At 61.9% G+C, this 14376-nt stretch carries 15 protein-coding genes; all 15 read right to left on the bottom strand.

What is annotated here, in order from left to right; translation table 11 throughout:
- Positions 1–34: 34 nt before the first annotated feature.
- Positions 35–2305 carry a chemotaxis protein CheA gene (locus tag F3089_RS02590; RefSeq protein WP_151439310.1) on the bottom strand — a complete coding sequence of 757 codons (2271 nt, stop codon included), beginning with the start codon at positions 2303–2305 and terminating at the stop codon, positions 35–37.
- An 11-nt stretch (positions 2306–2316) separates the two neighbouring features.
- Positions 2317–3102: a protein phosphatase CheZ gene (locus F3089_RS02585; RefSeq protein ID WP_151439309.1), complete on the bottom strand. Its 786-nt coding sequence runs from the start codon at positions 3100–3102 to the stop codon at positions 2317–2319.
- A gap of 16 nt (positions 3103–3118) precedes the next feature.
- On the bottom strand, positions 3119–3502 hold the full coding sequence (gene cheY / locus F3089_RS02580) for a chemotaxis response regulator CheY (protein ID WP_077531624.1): 384 nt from the start codon (positions 3500–3502) through the stop codon (positions 3119–3121).
- A gap of 99 nt (positions 3503–3601) precedes the next feature.
- Positions 3602–4333, bottom strand: a complete 732-nt coding sequence (locus F3089_RS02575; protein WP_151439308.1) for an RNA polymerase sigma factor FliA — start codon at positions 4331–4333, stop codon at positions 3602–3604.
- Between the two features lie 46 nt (positions 4334–4379).
- Entirely contained in the window at positions 4380–5186 is an 807-nt protein-coding gene (locus F3089_RS02570; RefSeq protein WP_151439307.1) for a MinD/ParA family protein, read from the bottom strand.
- A 59-nt stretch (positions 5187–5245) separates the two neighbouring features.
- Positions 5246–6535 (bottom strand): flagellar biosynthesis GTPase FlhF, encoded by a 1290-nt coding sequence (gene flhF, locus F3089_RS02565; RefSeq protein WP_151439306.1) that lies wholly within the window; start codon positions 6533–6535, stop codon positions 5246–5248.
- Positions 6536–6561: 26 nt separating this feature from the next.
- On the bottom strand, positions 6562–8748 hold the full coding sequence (gene flhA, locus F3089_RS02560) for a flagellar biosynthesis protein FlhA (protein ID WP_151439305.1): 2187 nt from the start codon (positions 8746–8748) through the stop codon (positions 6562–6564).
- A gap of 102 nt (positions 8749–8850) precedes the next feature.
- Complete coding sequence (gene flhB / locus F3089_RS02555) at positions 8851–9990, bottom strand: flagellar biosynthesis protein FlhB (protein WP_151439304.1); 1140 nt, start codon at positions 9988–9990, stop codon at positions 8851–8853.
- Between the two features lie 15 nt (positions 9991–10005).
- On the bottom strand, positions 10006–10785 hold the full coding sequence (gene fliR / locus F3089_RS02550; protein ID WP_151439303.1) for a flagellar biosynthetic protein FliR: 780 nt from the start codon (positions 10783–10785) through the stop codon (positions 10006–10008).
- Positions 10786–10789: 4 nt separating this feature from the next.
- Positions 10790–11059, bottom strand: a complete 270-nt coding sequence (fliQ, locus tag F3089_RS02545) for a flagellar biosynthesis protein FliQ (protein ID WP_151439302.1) — start codon at positions 11057–11059, stop codon at positions 10790–10792.
- A 14-nt stretch (positions 11060–11073) separates the two neighbouring features.
- Entirely contained in the window at positions 11074–11826 is a 753-nt protein-coding gene (gene fliP / locus F3089_RS02540; RefSeq protein ID WP_151439301.1) for a flagellar type III secretion system pore protein FliP, read from the bottom strand.
- Positions 11827–11837: 11 nt separating this feature from the next.
- Complete coding sequence (gene fliO, locus F3089_RS02535) at positions 11838–12308, bottom strand: flagellar biosynthetic protein FliO (protein WP_151439300.1); 471 nt, start codon at positions 12306–12308, stop codon at positions 11838–11840.
- Entirely contained in the window at positions 12305–12826 is a 522-nt protein-coding gene (fliN, locus tag F3089_RS02530) for a flagellar motor switch protein FliN (RefSeq protein ID WP_151439299.1), read from the bottom strand. Before fliN ends, fliO begins: the two co-directional genes overlap by 4 nt.
- Positions 12819–13817, bottom strand: coding sequence for a flagellar motor switch protein FliM (gene fliM, locus F3089_RS02525; protein ID WP_151439298.1), 999 nt, complete (start codon positions 13815–13817; stop codon positions 12819–12821). The genes fliN and fliM overlap by 8 nt, the downstream gene beginning before the upstream one ends.
- Before the next feature lie 33 nt (positions 13818–13850).
- Entirely contained in the window at positions 13851–14327 is a 477-nt protein-coding gene (locus tag F3089_RS02520) for a flagellar basal body-associated FliL family protein (RefSeq protein WP_151439297.1), read from the bottom strand.
- Between the last annotated feature and the right edge of the window lie 49 nt (positions 14328–14376).

The following is a 14376-nucleotide window of genomic DNA, read 5'->3' as shown; positions in this document are numbered from 1 at the left end:
GCGGTGCTGCTGCGCCGGTGAGGCGGACCGGTTGTCAGGCGTAATGCTGCAGGAGGCTGGGCACGTCAAGAATCAGCGCTATAGTGCCGTCCCCGGTGATGGTGGCCCCGGCCATACCCGCCGTTCCCTGGAGCATCTTGCCCAGCGGCTTGATGACCACTTCCTCCTGACCGATGAGCTGATCCACCACAAAGCCCACGCGCTTGGTACCGACCGCAACCACCACCACATGGGCATCGGTATCGTCGGTCTCCACGGAGGCACCCTCGACCAGCCATTTCTTGATGTAGAACAGCGGGTACACGTGATCCCGGACCACGATGCACTCACGCCCGTCCACGATGTTCTTCTTGCTCAGGTCCAGATGGAAGATCTCCACCACGTTCACAAGGGGCAGCGCGAACGGCTGATCCTCGAGTTTCACCATCAGCGTCGGCATGATGGCCAGGGTCAGGGGCACCTTGATCACGATGCGCGAGCCCCGGCCCAGCTCCGAGTCGATATCAATGGAACCGTTGAGCTGGTTGATCTTGGTCTTGACCACATCCATGCCCACCCCACGCCCGGAGACGTCTGAAATCTCGGCCTTGGTGGAAAAACCCGGGGCGAAGATCAGCTGGTAGCATTCGTTCTCCGTCAGGCGGTCAGCCGCTTCCTGCTCGTACACGCCCTTCTCGACCGCCTTGCGGCGCAGCGCCTCGGGGTCCATGCCACCGCCATCATCCTCGATCACCAGCTGGATGTGATCGCCCTCCTGCTCCGCGGACAGCGCCACTCGGCCGACGCGCGGCTTGCCGTTGCGCTCGCGCTCATCCGGCATCTCGACGCCATGGTCCACGGCGTTGCGGACCAGGTGCACCAGCGGGTCGGAAAGGGCTTCGACAAGGTTCTTGTCGAGATCAGTGTCCTCACCGCTCATGCTGAGGTTCACTTCCTTCTCGAGGCTGCGCGCCAGGTCCCGGACAACCCGGGGGAAGCGCCCGAACACTTTTTTGATCGGCTGCATCCGGGTCTGCATCACGGAAGACTGCAGGTCCCCGGTAACCACATCCAGATTGGACACCGTCTTCTGAACGCGCCCGTCTTCCAGTTCATCACTGAGGCGCTTGAGCCGGTTACGGATGAGCACCAGCTCACCCACCATGTTCATGATGTCATCGAGACGACGGGTATCCACCCTGACAGTGGACTCCGCGGCAGCAGCAGCCTGGTCCTTGCCACCGCCCCCACCACCGGAAGCGGGCTTCTGGTCTCCGCCTTTCTGCCCTCCGCCGGCGCCTCCGCCCGCGCCTCCGCCCGCGGACCGGGCCGGTTCGTCCGGCGGAGCCGTCGCACCAGCGCTTCCGGCACTGGCCGCCTGGCCTTTATCGGGTGAAGGGGCGGCACTCTCCTTCTCAGGAGCCGCCGAGGCGGGCGCTTCGGGTTCACTCCCAGAGGCGCCACCCTGGCCGGCGGTCTCCGCCGCATCCGGCTTGAACTGGCCGGGACCGTGCAGCTCATCCAGCAGGGATTCGAACTCATCCTCACTGATTTCATCGTCACTGCCGCTGGACTGGGTCTCGTCTACGGCCTCTGAGTTCCCGCCGCCATCAGCACCGCTACCCCCGGTGCTGATGGCATCCGGATCCGCCGGCGCACCGGCGTGCTTCCCCTCACCGTGAAGCTGATCCAGCAGGGCCTCGAATTCATCCTCGCTGATCTCGTCATCATCATCGTCCGATGAGCCCGCACCTCCCGAGCCGGTGGACTCACCCGCAGGCGCACCGCCAGAAGCCTCCTGGTCCCCGGGGTTGATGGCATCAAGCAGTTGCTCGAACTCATCGTCGGTGATATCCCCTTCCTGGCCCCCGGCCTCTTGTCCTGCCTGCTGCCCCCCGGCCGGCTGGGCGGATCCGGCGCCACCGGTATCCTCGCTTTCCGGTTTCGCCAGCCGCGCCAGCTGTTCAAGAAGCTGTGGGTCGGCGGGTGTGGGCGCCTCGCGGCTGCGGACCTCGTCAAACTGGGTATTGACCACGTCCAGCGCCTTGAGCACCACATCCATCAGGTTCGAATCGACGGTGCGTCCGCCGTTACGCAGCGTGTCAAAGACATTCTCAGCCTTGTGACAGCAGTCCACCAGGGCATCCAGCTGCATGAAACCCGCACCGCCCTTGACGGTGTGGAACCCCCGGAAAATGGCATTGAGCAGATCCATATCATCGGGGTTGTTCTCAAGCTGAACCAGCTGTTCAGAGAGCTGTTCCAGTATCTCACCGGACTCAACCAGGAAGTCCTGGAGGATCTCTTCGTCCGCATCCAACGCCATGCAACGTCTCCTTAAAAGCCGAGACTGGACAGCAGGTCGTCAACCTCGTCCTGTCCGGAAACCACATCCTGCTGCGAGTCGTCGATCTGGGGACCCTCGCCTTTGCTGCTGACGCCGTCTTCCTGACTGCCCTCCTCCTGATCGTGGACCACACCGGTAATGCGGTCCACATCACTGGCCATGACCATCAGCTTCACCAGATGATCCTCCACTTCCTTCACCAGCGAGGTCACCCGCTGGATCACCTGGCCGGTGAGGTCCTGGAAATCCTGCGCCAGAAGAATCTCGGAAAGATTGCCATGCAGACGATCCGAGTCCGAGACAATGCGATCCAGAAAGGCATCGATCCGCTGGTAGAGTTCCCGGAACTCGGACGGCTTCATCTCGCGGCGACGCAGCCTTCCCCAGTCCTCGCGGATGGCATTGGCCTCCTCGCGCAGGTTGGAAGCTACCGGCATGGTGTCCTCGACCAGGTCCATGGTCCGGTTGGCCGAGCGGCTGGTCAGCTGAACCACGTAATCCAGGCGGTCCGACGCATCCGCCATTTTGGAGAGCTCTTCCTGCTGCTCACGGCTCTCGGCCTTGATCTCGAAATTGCGCAGGGCTTCATGGAGGCTGCGTGTCAGGCGCCCAACCTCACGGTAGAGGCTGCGGTCGCGCACCTCACCCAGCTCAGCGATGCGCTGCATGGCATCGCTGATATTGCCCTGATCGAGGGCTTCCTTGAGGCCAGCGGCGTGCGCTTTGAGTTCCTCAGCCACTTCCTCGGTAATGTCTTCCCGGTTGAGCTCACTCATGCCATCTGCACCTGGTTCACTCGACGCGTTCAAATATCTTCTCGATCTTGTCCTTGAGCACCGCGGCCGTGAACGGCTTGACCACATAGCCGTTCACCCCCGCCTGGGCGGCGGCCACGATCTGGTCCCGCTTCGCCTCAGCGGTCACCATCAGAATCGGCAGATGCTTGAGGTTCTCATCCGCCCGGACCGCCTGAAGCAGCTCCATACCGCTCATACCCGGCATGTTCCAATCAGTCACCAGGAAGTCGAATTTGCCGTTGCGCAGCATCGGCAGCGCGGTATTACCGTCATCCGCCTCCTCGATGTTGTTGAAGCCGAGGTCGCGCAGCAGGTTCCTCACGATCCGTCTCATCGTGGAGAAATCATCCACAACAAGAATCTTCATGTTCTTGTCCAAAACAGCCTCCAAACACTCCGGTTGTTGTCACGTCTGCCTGGGCGGCCCGTGCACCAACACTCACTTTCACAGTCTAGACGTTTGTCGAAATCTAACCAGTCAGCCCCCGGTACGTTCGAGCATGCGGGCCCGCAGCCGCGCCGCAGCCTGACCGTGGATCTGGCTTACCCGTGACTCGCTGACCTCCAGCACGGCACCGATTTCCTTCAGGTTGAGCTCATCCTGATAGTAGAGCGACAGTACCAGCCGCTCCCGTTCCGGCAATTGATCAATCTCACCGGCCAGCGCACGTCGGAAATCCGCATCCTGAAGCTCGCCCTCGGGTCCTTCCTGCGGGGCCTGATCATTGATGTGTTCGTTTTTCTCCGTCAGCTCATCCAGGCTGAACAGGCGGCCGGTGGTCGCATCACTGGCACGGCTGTGGTAGTCATCCAGAGACACGCCCAGCTCATCGGCGATCTCAGCGTCCTTTGCATCACGTCCTTCCCGGCTTTCAACCGTCTGGATGGCCTCGGAAATACGGCGGGCATTGCGGTGGACTGAGCGGGGCACCCAGTCCCCACGTCGGATCTCATCCACAATGGCGCCGCGGATCCGGATGCCCGCATAGGTCTCGAAGGTCGCACCCTGGCCGGACTCATACCGGCGTGCCGCCTCCAGAAGCCCGATCATGCCCGCCTGCATCAGATCCTCAAGCTGGATATGATCCGGCAGGCGCGCCATCAGGTGCAACGCGATCTTCTTGACCAGCGGCATGTGGGTCTCGACAAGCTCATCCACATCCGCCCGGCGCGTCTGTGTATAGAGATCCAGCGGCCCGGACTGCGTCATGGTTTGGCCACTCCCGTAAGCCCCTGCTCAAGGATGGAACGCCCTGTCAGTCCTGCACAAGCCGTTCAACAAAAAATTCAAGATGCCCCCTTGGCGATGATGGCAGCGGCCACTGATCCACCTTCTTCGCCAGATCCCGGAATGCCTGGGATGCCTTGGCATTCGGGTACAGCTCCATGACCGTCTTCTGCCGGCGAACGGCCTTCTTCACCTGTTCATCCAGGGGAATGCTGCCCACATACTGCAGGGCAACGTCCAGAAACCGCTCAGTGACCCGGTAGAGCTTGTCGTAAAGAGCCTTGCCGTCCTGCTCCGTGCGCACCATGTTCGCCAGTACCCGGAACCTGTGGGTGCCATAGTCCCGATTCATCAGCTTGATCAGGGCATAGGTATCGGTGATGGAAGTGGGCTCATCATTCACCACCAGCATCAGTTCCTGGGAAGCCCTCAGAAAACTGACCACGGACTCCGAGATCCCAGCCGCCGTGTCTACTATGAGTACGTCGATGTCATCGCCGAGTTCACTGAAGGCGGAAATGAGACCGGCATGCTCCATATGGCTGAGATTGGTCATGCGCTGGGTGCCGGAGGAGGCGGGCACGATGCGGATACCCCCGGGGCCGTCCACTAGGATGTCCGTAAGGCTGCATTCCCCGGCGAGCACATCGGAAATATTGTAGGTGGCACTGATCCCCAGCAGCACATCGATGTTCGCCAGCCCGAGGTCGGCATCAAGAACCACAACGCGCTGGCCCATCTCACTGAGGGCTATACCCAGGTTGACCGAGACGTTGCTCTTGCCGACACCGCCCTTGCCCCCGGTGACCGCGATCACCTGTACCGGTTTACTCATGCGGAATGGGCTCTCCCGTCCTGTTGCTGTTGCATTGTGAGGAGACGCCCGATCCCATGTCAGGCGCCCTCGGCCATGGCGCTTTCACCGCGATTGAGTGCCTGGTGACGGCGCACCGCCTGCTTGACCAGATCCCCGGCGCCCGCGCGGTGCAGGTCGTCGGGAATCTTCTGACCGTTGGTGTAGAACGCGACCGGCAACCGGCTCTGCGCCGCAAAGCCCACCACCTCGCCAAGCGTCAGGGCTTCGTCCGTCTTGGTCAGGATGCAGCCCGCCAACCCAACGGCATTATAGCAATGCCACGTGGATTGCATAATGCGCGGCTGGCTTGTCGCCGAAATCAGCAGATAGGGCCGCACCGGATGGCGGCTGCTGACCAGCTCCTCGATCTGCTCCTGCCAGCCACGATCCGCTGCCGTGAGGCCAGCCGTATCAATCAGGATCAGCTTGCGGTCCGACAGATCATCCAGAATGGCATCCAGGCTGTTGGCCTCGTCCACCACCCGCACCGGCACATTCAGAATGCGCCCGAACACGAACAGCTGCTCATGGGCGGCCACACGATAGCGGTCCGTGGTCACTAACGCCAGCTTTTCCGCACCGTGACGCAGCACGAACTGCGCCGCCATCTTGCCGATGGTGGTTGTCTTTCCGGAGCCGGTGGGGCCAAGCAGGGCGTAGATGCCGCCACGTTCCAGTGGATTCTCACGCACGGTTTCCACTCGGGCCGCCAGAGCCTTGAGCGCGCTCTTCCACCCGGCGTCGAGCCGCCCCTGGCCATGTTCAGCAGCCAGCTCACGGCCCTGATCGCGCGGCAGCCCAAGATCCTGGAGCCGGTCCGACAGACGCTGCTCGACCACGCCCTGGGTCTTTTCACCGGGCGTCGCGGTGCCCTGCTGGCCGTTCATCTGCTGAAGCATATCCCTCAGGGAATGGATCTCGGCCCGCATGGAGCTCAACGCATCGCCCTCCCCGCCGGGAGATGGGGTGTTTTCCGTCTCCCTCCCAGACTCGGAACTGCCAACGGCCGCTGGCCCCACCGGCTCCTGGCCGTGGTGCGAGCGCTGCTGCACCTCGCTGATGTGGGCACGGGATTTCGCCATGGCCTCCTCCAGATTACGGTGCTTCTCCGCCTGAAGCTCGGCCAGACGCGCGGCGTTGGCCTTGTCCTCGTCCGCCACGCCGAGCTGGCTTCGGACCTCACCCTCGTCGTAATCCAGTGCCGTCACGATTTCGACGCCGTCTTCCACCCGCTTGCTAGAGAGGATCACCGCATCATCACCCATTTCACTGCGGACCATCCGCAACGCCTCGGGCATGGTGGGAGCAAAAAAGCGTTTGACTTGCATGGCAGGGAACCTCCGCCGCCGTCAGTTTATTGGCCAATGGATGACACAATCGTGACCTGCTTGTTCTCCGGAATTTCCTGATAGGAAAGAACGTGCAGCCGTTCCACCCCATACCGGACAAACCTTGCCAGTACCGGTCGCAGGGGGGCCGATACCAGCAGGATGGCGGGTTTGCCAACCGCCTCCTGTTTCTGGGCCGCATCCGAGAGTGAGCGCTGGAGCTTCTCGACCATATTGGGCTCCAGGATCATGCCGATATCATCGGCCGTGCCGGATTGTTGACCCTGCTGTACAGACTTAAGCAACATCTGTTCCAGCTGCGGATCCAGCGTGATCACCGGAACCTCGCTCTCATTGCCAACCAGCTTCTGCACGATCATGCGCTTGAGCGATTTACGCGCCGCGGTGGTCAGAACGCTCGGGTCCTGACTGCGTGGCTGAACATTGACAATGGCTTCGGCGATACTGCGCATATCCCGGATCGGCACCTCCTCCAGCAGCAGGTTCTGCAGCACCTTAAGGAGCAGGCTGATGGAAACGGTGTTGGGCACCAACTCCTCGGCCAGCTTGGGCGAGGCCTTCTCGAGCTGGTCCAGCCACTTCTGGACCTCCTCGTGGCCCAGCAGCTCGTGGGCATGCTCCTGCAGCACCTGGTTCAGGTGGGTTGCAACCACGGTGGAGGCGTCCACAACGGTGTAGCCAAGCGTCTGCGCCTGATCACGCTGGGCGGGCTCAATCCAGGTGGCATCCAGGCCGAATGCCGGATCCTTACCGGCAATCCCCTCGACCTTGCCGAACACCTGCCCTGGATCAATAGCCAGCTCCCGGTCCGGATGGATCTCCGCTTCCGCCAGCGTCACGCCCATCAGGGTAATGCGATAGACGTTGGGCATCAGATCCAGGTTGTCGCGGATGTGAACCGAGGGCATGAGAAAGCCCAGATCCTGGGAAAGCTTCTTGCGCACACCCTTGATCCGTGCCAGCAGCTGCCCCCCCTGATTCTTGTCCACCAGCGGGATCAGCCGGTACCCGACCTCAAGGCCGACAATGTCCACACTGACCACATCTTCCCAGGCCAGCTCCTTGGTTTCCCCGGTGCCGCCACCGGGCAATGCCTGCTGCTGGTCCTCAGTGATGGTCCGTTGCTGGGCGCCGCCACCCTCACCACCGGCGGCCTGACGGGCCACCGGCGCGCTGCCGGCACCTTCCTCAACAACCTGCTGGCCGCGCTTCCAGATGAACCAGGCGACAGCCACCGCCATGCCCCCCAGGCCCATGAACGCCACCGTGGGCATGCCCGGGATCAGACTGAGTCCGATCAGGATGCCGCCGGCAATGCCGATGGCGTTCGGGGAGGAGAACATCTGCTCGACGACCTGGGAGCTCATCTCCTGGGACTTGCCCACCCGCGTCACGATGATGGCGGCAGCGGCGGAGAGCAGCAGCGAGGGGATCTGGGCGACCAGGCCGTCACCGATGGTCAGCAGCGCGTAGTTCTCAACCGCCTGACCGAAAGCCAGCCCGTGCTGGAACATGCCGATGCTGACGCCACCGACAATGTTGATGAAAAGGATCAGAAGGCCAGCAATGGCGTCGCCACGCACAAACTTGGAAGCGCCATCCATGGAACCGTAGAAATCCGCCTCACCGGCCACCTCGGCCCGGCGGTCCCGGGCCTCGTCCTGGCTGATCAGCCCGGCGTTGAGGTCGGCGTCGATGGCCATCTGTTTGCCGGGCATGGCATCCAGTGTGAACCGGGCACTGACCTCGGAGACCCGGCCCGCGCCCTTGGTCACCACGATGAAGTTGATGATCATCAGGATGGCGAACACCACCAGGCCCACGGCGTAGTTGCCGCCGATCAGCACTTCACCGAAGGACTCGATCACCTTGCCCGCGGCGGCACCGCCTTCGTGCCCGTGCAGCAGCACGATCCGGGTGGACGCCACGTTCAGCGCCAGCCGCAGCAGTGTGGCCACCAGCAGCACCGTTGGGAATGCCGCGAAATCCATGGGCCGCATGGCGTAGATCGCCACCAGGATGATCACCAGCGACAGGGCGATATTGAAAGTGAAGGCCACGTCCAGCAGGAAGACCGGAATGGGCAGGGTCATCATGCCCAGAAGCACCATGAGCATGAACGGGATCGCGACATTCCCGTCCAGAATGCCCTTCAGGCCTCTGAGTTGGTCGATTGCCCCCGCCCGATCCATGACCGTCCGGTACCTCCAAGCGCTGATAAGTGATCAGGGCGCCGTTTTTCTGGCGCCAAACCGGGTTACAGGATGGTTAGTGCAAGCGCCATACCAGATCCGTCATTCATCGCGTTTGAGGTCATCAGGAATCGGCAACGCCGGCATGACCGGTTTCTTACCCCCATTGCGGCGGTACTGCCGGAGCTGGAAGAGGTAGGCCAGAACCTGGGCCACGGCCATGTAGAGGCCTTCGGGAATGTTCTCGCCAATCTCCGCGTTGTGGTAGACGGCCCGTGCCAGCGGCGGCGTGCGCAGCACATCCACCCGGTGCTCCCGCGCGATCTCCATGATCTTGGTAGCGATCTCGTCCGCCCCCTTGGCCACGACCACCGGCGCTGCCATGCTCTTGCCGTCGTACTTCAGCGCCACGGCGTAGTGTTCCGGGTTGGTGATCACCACGTCCGCGCTGGGCACATCCTCCATCATGCGCCGCTGGGTCATCTCCTGCTGCAGCTGACGGACCTTCTGCTTGACCTCGGGTTTGCCCTCGGTCTCCTTGAACTCGTCCTTTACCTCCTGCTTGGACATCCGCATCTTCTTCTGGTGATCGTGGATCTGGAAGGGCACATCAATCACGGCGATGATGATGGTGGAACAGGACAGCAGGAAGAAGCTCCAGGCCAGTGTCCAGAGCGTATGCTCGGTGGCACGGTTGGGGGATTCACTCGATATTGCAAGCAGGTCTTCCGTGCGGATATCCAGAATCGCTACGGCAATGAGAAGCACCAGCGAGACCTTGGCCACGCTCTTACCCAGCTCTACCAGGGAGCGGATGCCGAACATCCGCCCCAGCCCCTTGATCGGGCTCATGCGGCTGAGCTGCGGGGCCACGGCCTTGCCGGAGAGGAGAAAGCCACTGAGCATGATCGGCCCCAGAAATGCCGCCACGGCAAGCGCGATGAGCAGCGGCGTCAGCGCAAGCGCGGCAGTGGTGGCGGACTGGCCCAGGTGCTGGAGCATCTGGGAGGTGTCAAAAATCTGACCCCGCTCCAGCGCGAAATTGAACTCGAACATCTGCTTGAGCTCGCCGCCGATGGCACCCCCGAACAGCAGCAAGCCTGTGGCGCCGGCCATCAGGACCAGCGCGGTTCCCAGGTCCTTGGACTGTGGAACCTGCCCCTCCTCCCGGGCCTTTTCAAGCCGTCTCGGCGTCGGGTCTTCCGTTTTTTCCTGGCTGTCGTCGCCACCACCTTCCGCCATGGAATGCCCTCCGGATCAGGTCTGCTGCATCTCACGCAGGAAGATGAATGTCTCGCGGCTGAATTCCTGGAAATGCGGAGCCAGATCGCGCACCAGAACCCAGTTGGCGAAGAGCCCGAACAGCAGCGCGATCGGAAAGCCGATGGCGAAGATGTTCATCTGGGGCGCCGCGCGTGTCATCACGCCGAACGAAATGTAGACGATCAGCACCGCCGCCATCGCCGGCAGCGCCAGCAGCATGGCGCTGGCGAACAGCCAGGTCATGCGGTGGGCAAGCTGGCGGAAGGACTCGATGGCCAGGCCGTCTGTTGCGATGGGTATGGTGTTGAAGCTCTCGACCAGCACATCGAACAGCACCAGGTGCCCGTTCATCGCCAGGAACAGCAGCGTGATGCCGTTGAGGTAGAACTGGGAAAGCACCGGCACGTTCACCCCATTGGCAGGATCCACCATGGACGCAAAGCCGAGCCCCATCTGCATCGCGATCATCTGGCCCGCCACCACGAACAGCTGGAACAGCATGTAGACCGCAAACCCCATCGCGCTGCCGATCAGCACCTGCTGGATCGAGATCACCGCCATTTCCGGCGAAATCGAATCCAGCACCGGCACATCCCCCAGCATGGGCATCACCAGCACCGTCATCACCAGCGCCAGCCCAATGCGGATACGCGCGGTGACCAGCTGGGTCCCGAAGATCGGGATCACCATCAGGAAACTGCCGATACGGAACAGCGGCCAGAGGAACTGCCCCAGCCATTGCCCGATTGCATCCGGTCCCAGCTCTATCGGCATGGCCCTACCCGATCAGGTTCGGAATGTTGTTGATCAGTTCATTGGTGTGATCCAGCAACAGGGTCAGCAGCCAGGGCCCCCACACGATCAGCACCAGCAGGGTCACGATCAGCCGTGGCAGGAAGCTCAGGGTCTGCTCGTTGATCTGGGTCGCCGCCTGGAACGTGGAAACCACCAGCCCCACCAGAAGGCCGGGACCGATGATCGCCAGCGCCATCAGCACGATCAGCCAGAGGGCATCCCGCATCAGTTCGATTACCAGTTCCGGTGTCATACTCGGCCTCCCCTCTATATCCCGTAACTGGCCGCCAGCGTGCCCATCACCATGGCCCACCCATCCACCAGCACGAACAGCATGATCTTGAACGGCAGCGAGATGATGATCGGCGAGAGCATCATCATGCCCATGGCCATGAGCACGCTCGCCACCACCATGTCGATGATCAGGAAGGGGATGAACAGCATGAACCCGATCTGGAATGCGGTCTTGAGCTCACTGGTGACAAACGCCGGCATCAGAATCCAGAAGGACACGTCCTCGGGCCCCTCATAGCTGTCCTCTTCGCCCGCGATCCGGACGAACATATTCAGGTCCGTCTTGCGGGTCTGGCCAATCATGAACTCGCGGAAGGGCTGGCTGGCACTCTCAACCGCCTCCATCGGGGCCATGTCCCCACTGAGATAGGGCTGGAGCGCTTCCTGGTTGGCGCGCTCGAACACCGGCGACATGATGAAGATCGAGAGAAAGAGCGCGAGCCCGATCAGGATCTGGTTGGAGGGGGTCTGCTGGAGCCCGATGGCCTGGCGCAGGATGGCGAAGGTGACAATGATGCGGGTGAAGGACGTCATCATCATCAGTGCCGCCGGCAGAAAGCTCAGCGCCGTCATCAGCGCCACAATCTGCAGGGTTACGGAGTACTGCTGTTCGCCGTCCTCGGTGGTGGTGAGCGAGAGCGCCGGGATGCCCTCAGGCGCGGCCTGAGCCAGTAAGGGGGCGAACAGCAGCAGTGCCCCCGTTATCCAGGCGTACCTCGATGTCATGGATGATCCCCCTACACGTCATTGGAACCTCCCGTTGCGCCGCGCCCCATCACCTGCTGGAGCTTACGGGCGAAGTCACCACTGGCCGCGGATTGCGCCCCGGTGACAACGGGTTCATCAAAGACATGCAGGGTTCGTACCGATTGTGGCGTAATGCCTATAAGTATCTGTTTATCGCCAACTTCAACAAGCGCCACACGTTCTTTCTGGCCGACAGAGAGGACCGCGACCACCTTGAGCGCCTGAGTATTGACGCCGCCCAGGCCCTGGACGCGACGGGCGATCCAGCCGCTGAAGAGGATGAACGCCAAAACCACGATCAGCCCGGCTCCCAGGGTGAGCGCAGTCGTCATGGTGTCCGGCGTGCTGGCGCCGATTCCGTCCCCGCCGGTTTCCTGCTGTGCTTCCTGGGCCTTAACCAGAAGTGGCATAAGCCCGGCAAGGCCCAGCGTCCAGCGAGCGTAAAGCACCGACAGGTTCATTTGGACAGCTTGCGGATGCGTTCGGAGGGGCTGATCACATCGGTGAGGCGGATGCCGAACTTCTCGTTCACCATCACCACCTCACCGTGGGCGATCAGCATACCGTTGACCAGCACATCCAGTGGCTCTCCGGCCAGCCGGTCCAGCTCAATCACCGAGCCCTGATTGAGCTGGAGCAGGTTGCGGATCGGGATGCTGGTATTACCCACTTCCATGGAGATGGTCACCGGAATATCCAGGATCACATCCAGATCCGGGTGCTGCTCCCCGCCGGGCTCGGGCTCATGGGTAAAGTCCTGCATGGGCGCCTGGCGTACATCCTCGCTGCGGCCACTGGCACCGCCCTCGCCACTGCCACCGGCTTCCGCCATGGCAGCCGCCCATTCATCACCCCGGTCATCCTCACCGCCTGAGGCCTCGCCTTCACCGGCGTCACCCATGGCCTGCTCCCATTCGGCGGCGAGCTTCTCGTCCTCGGTCATTTCCTCGCCGTTGCCGTTGTGTTCGTCTTCAGCCATTGTCCTGAACCTTCAGCTTGTTGGTGGTCTCGGGCCGTTTGATCTGATCCGTGACCCGCAGCGCCATATTGCCGTCACGGGTGCCCAGGTTCCCCTTGTAGATGGGAATGCCGTTGGCGGTCATGGTGGCGTCCTCGGGCATGTCGATGGGAATGATGTCACCCGCCTCGAACTGCGCGACCTCACGCAGTGAAATCTGGCGCTCGGCCACGGTCACGTTGACCGGCACCTCGACTTCCTTGATGTCCTCCTGCAGGGCGTTGACCCAGCGTTCATCAACCTCGTCCACGTCACTCTGAACGCCGGCGTCCAGAAGCTCGCGAATGGGCTCAACCATTGAATAGGGAATAGCGATGTCCATCTCACCACCACCGCCGTCCAGCTCAATCTGGAAGGTGCTGACAATCACCACCTCACTGGGGCTGACGATGTTCGCCATAGAGGGGTTCACCTCCGACGACAGATACTCAAAGTCCACCTTGAACACCGCGCTCCAGGCTTCCTTCATGTCCTGGAACACCTGCTCCAGCACCATCTGTACAATGCGCGTCTCGGTGGGCGTGAACTCCCTGCCCTCGATCTTGGCGTGGCGCCCCTCCCCTCCGAAGAAGTTGTCCACCAGCTTGAACACCAGCTTGGCGTCCATGATGTAGAGCGCCGTGCCCCGAAGCGGCCGCATTTTGACCAGGTTGAGGCTCGTGGGCACGAACAGGGTATGGATGTATTCCCCGAATTTCATGATCTGGATGCCGGCCGCAGCCACATCCGCGTTGCGACGCAGGAGATTGAACAGGCTGATCCGGGTGTAGCGCGCAAACCGTTCGTTGATCATCTCCAGCGTCGGCATGCGGCCGCGGACGATACGGTCCTGGGTCGCCAGGTCAAAGGTCTTGGCTTCACCCGTATCCTCTTCGTCATCGGTGTCCACGTCGCCATCGTCAACACCGTGGAGCAGCGCGTCGATTTCATCCTGCGACAGCAGATCCTGCATGATTATTCCCCAGCCCGGGTCCGTATCCCCGGGTCACTGCATGACAAAGTTGGTGAACAGTACCCGCTCAATCGAAGACGCGTTTTCCGCCTTGAGTACAGCGTTCACGGCGTCGCGCATATCCTCGAGCAGTGCCTGCTTGCCCTCGCGGGTCCGGAGCTGTTTGAACGACTGCCGCTGCAGCAGCCCTCTGAGCCGGCTGCGTACAGTCGCGCGATGGCGTTCAAGCGCCTCAGAGACATCATGCCCGCGCATGACAAACGCCAGATGCAGCTGCAGATAACGCTGCTGGTTCCCGCTCACCGACACCACCAGCGGGTCCGCTAACTCGAAATAGCTGGCCGGCGTATGGGCTTCACTCTGCTCCTGGCTGTTGCCGCTGCCGCCTCCGAAGCTGGTTTCACCCAGAAACCAGAGGGTACCGGCTACCGACACACCAACTGCCAGAATCACACCCAGAACTGCGATGATAATGGTTTTGAACTTGCCGCCTTTACCGTTCCCGGCCATGCCGTAATCCCGTCGCTCAGTGACAGCTGCCCAAGGACAGCAATTCGTG

This window comes from Halospina sp. K52047b, assembly GCF_008709855.1.
In the GTDB taxonomy this organism is placed as follows: Bacteria; Pseudomonadota; Gammaproteobacteria; order Pseudomonadales; family Oleiphilaceae; genus Halospina; species Halospina utahensis_B.
The sequence above is the reverse complement of the archived record's forward strand: the minus strand, read 5'-3'. Positions and strand labels throughout refer to the sequence as shown.

What these genes read in the sequence shown, in the direction of transcription:
- F3089_RS02585 (WP_151439309.1), bottom strand. Translation starts at nt 3,102, where the DNA reads ATGAGTGAGCTCAACCGGGAAGACATTACCGAGGAAGTGGCTGAGGAA.
- flhB (WP_151439304.1), bottom strand. Translation starts at nt 9,990, where the DNA reads ATGGCGGAAGGTGGTGGCGACGACAGCCAGGAAAAAACGGAAGACCCG.
- F3089_RS02520 (WP_151439297.1), bottom strand. Translation starts at nt 14,327, where the DNA reads ATGGCCGGGAACGGTAAAGGCGGCAAGTTCAAAACCATTATCATCGCA.
- fliM (WP_151439298.1), bottom strand. Translation starts at nt 13,817, where the DNA reads ATGCAGGATCTGCTGTCGCAGGATGAAATCGACGCGCTGCTCCACGGT.
- fliP (WP_151439301.1), bottom strand. Translation starts at nt 11,826, where the DNA reads ATGACATCGAGGTACGCCTGGATAACGGGGGCACTGCTGCTGTTCGCC.
- flhA (WP_151439305.1), bottom strand. Translation starts at nt 8,748, where the DNA reads ATGGATCGGGCGGGGGCAATCGACCAACTCAGAGGCCTGAAGGGCATT.
- fliO (WP_151439300.1), bottom strand. Translation starts at nt 12,308, where the DNA reads ATGAACCTGTCGGTGCTTTACGCTCGCTGGACGCTGGGCCTTGCCGGG.
- F3089_RS02575 (WP_151439308.1), bottom strand. Translation starts at nt 4,333, where the DNA reads ATGACGCAGTCCGGGCCGCTGGATCTCTATACACAGACGCGCCGGGCG.
- fliN (WP_151439299.1), bottom strand. Translation starts at nt 12,826, where the DNA reads ATGGCTGAAGACGAACACAACGGCAACGGCGAGGAAATGACCGAGGAC.
- flhF (WP_151439306.1), bottom strand. Translation starts at nt 6,535, where the DNA reads ATGCAAGTCAAACGCTTTTTTGCTCCCACCATGCCCGAGGCGTTGCGG.
- F3089_RS02590 (WP_151439310.1), bottom strand. Translation starts at nt 2,305, where the DNA reads ATGGCGTTGGATGCGGACGAAGAGATCCTCCAGGACTTCCTGGTTGAG.
- F3089_RS02570 (WP_151439307.1), bottom strand. Translation starts at nt 5,186, where the DNA reads ATGAGTAAACCGGTACAGGTGATCGCGGTCACCGGGGGCAAGGGCGGT.
- fliQ (WP_151439302.1), bottom strand. Translation starts at nt 11,059, where the DNA reads ATGACACCGGAACTGGTAATCGAACTGATGCGGGATGCCCTCTGGCTG.
- fliR (WP_151439303.1), bottom strand. Translation starts at nt 10,785, where the DNA reads ATGCCGATAGAGCTGGGACCGGATGCAATCGGGCAATGGCTGGGGCAG.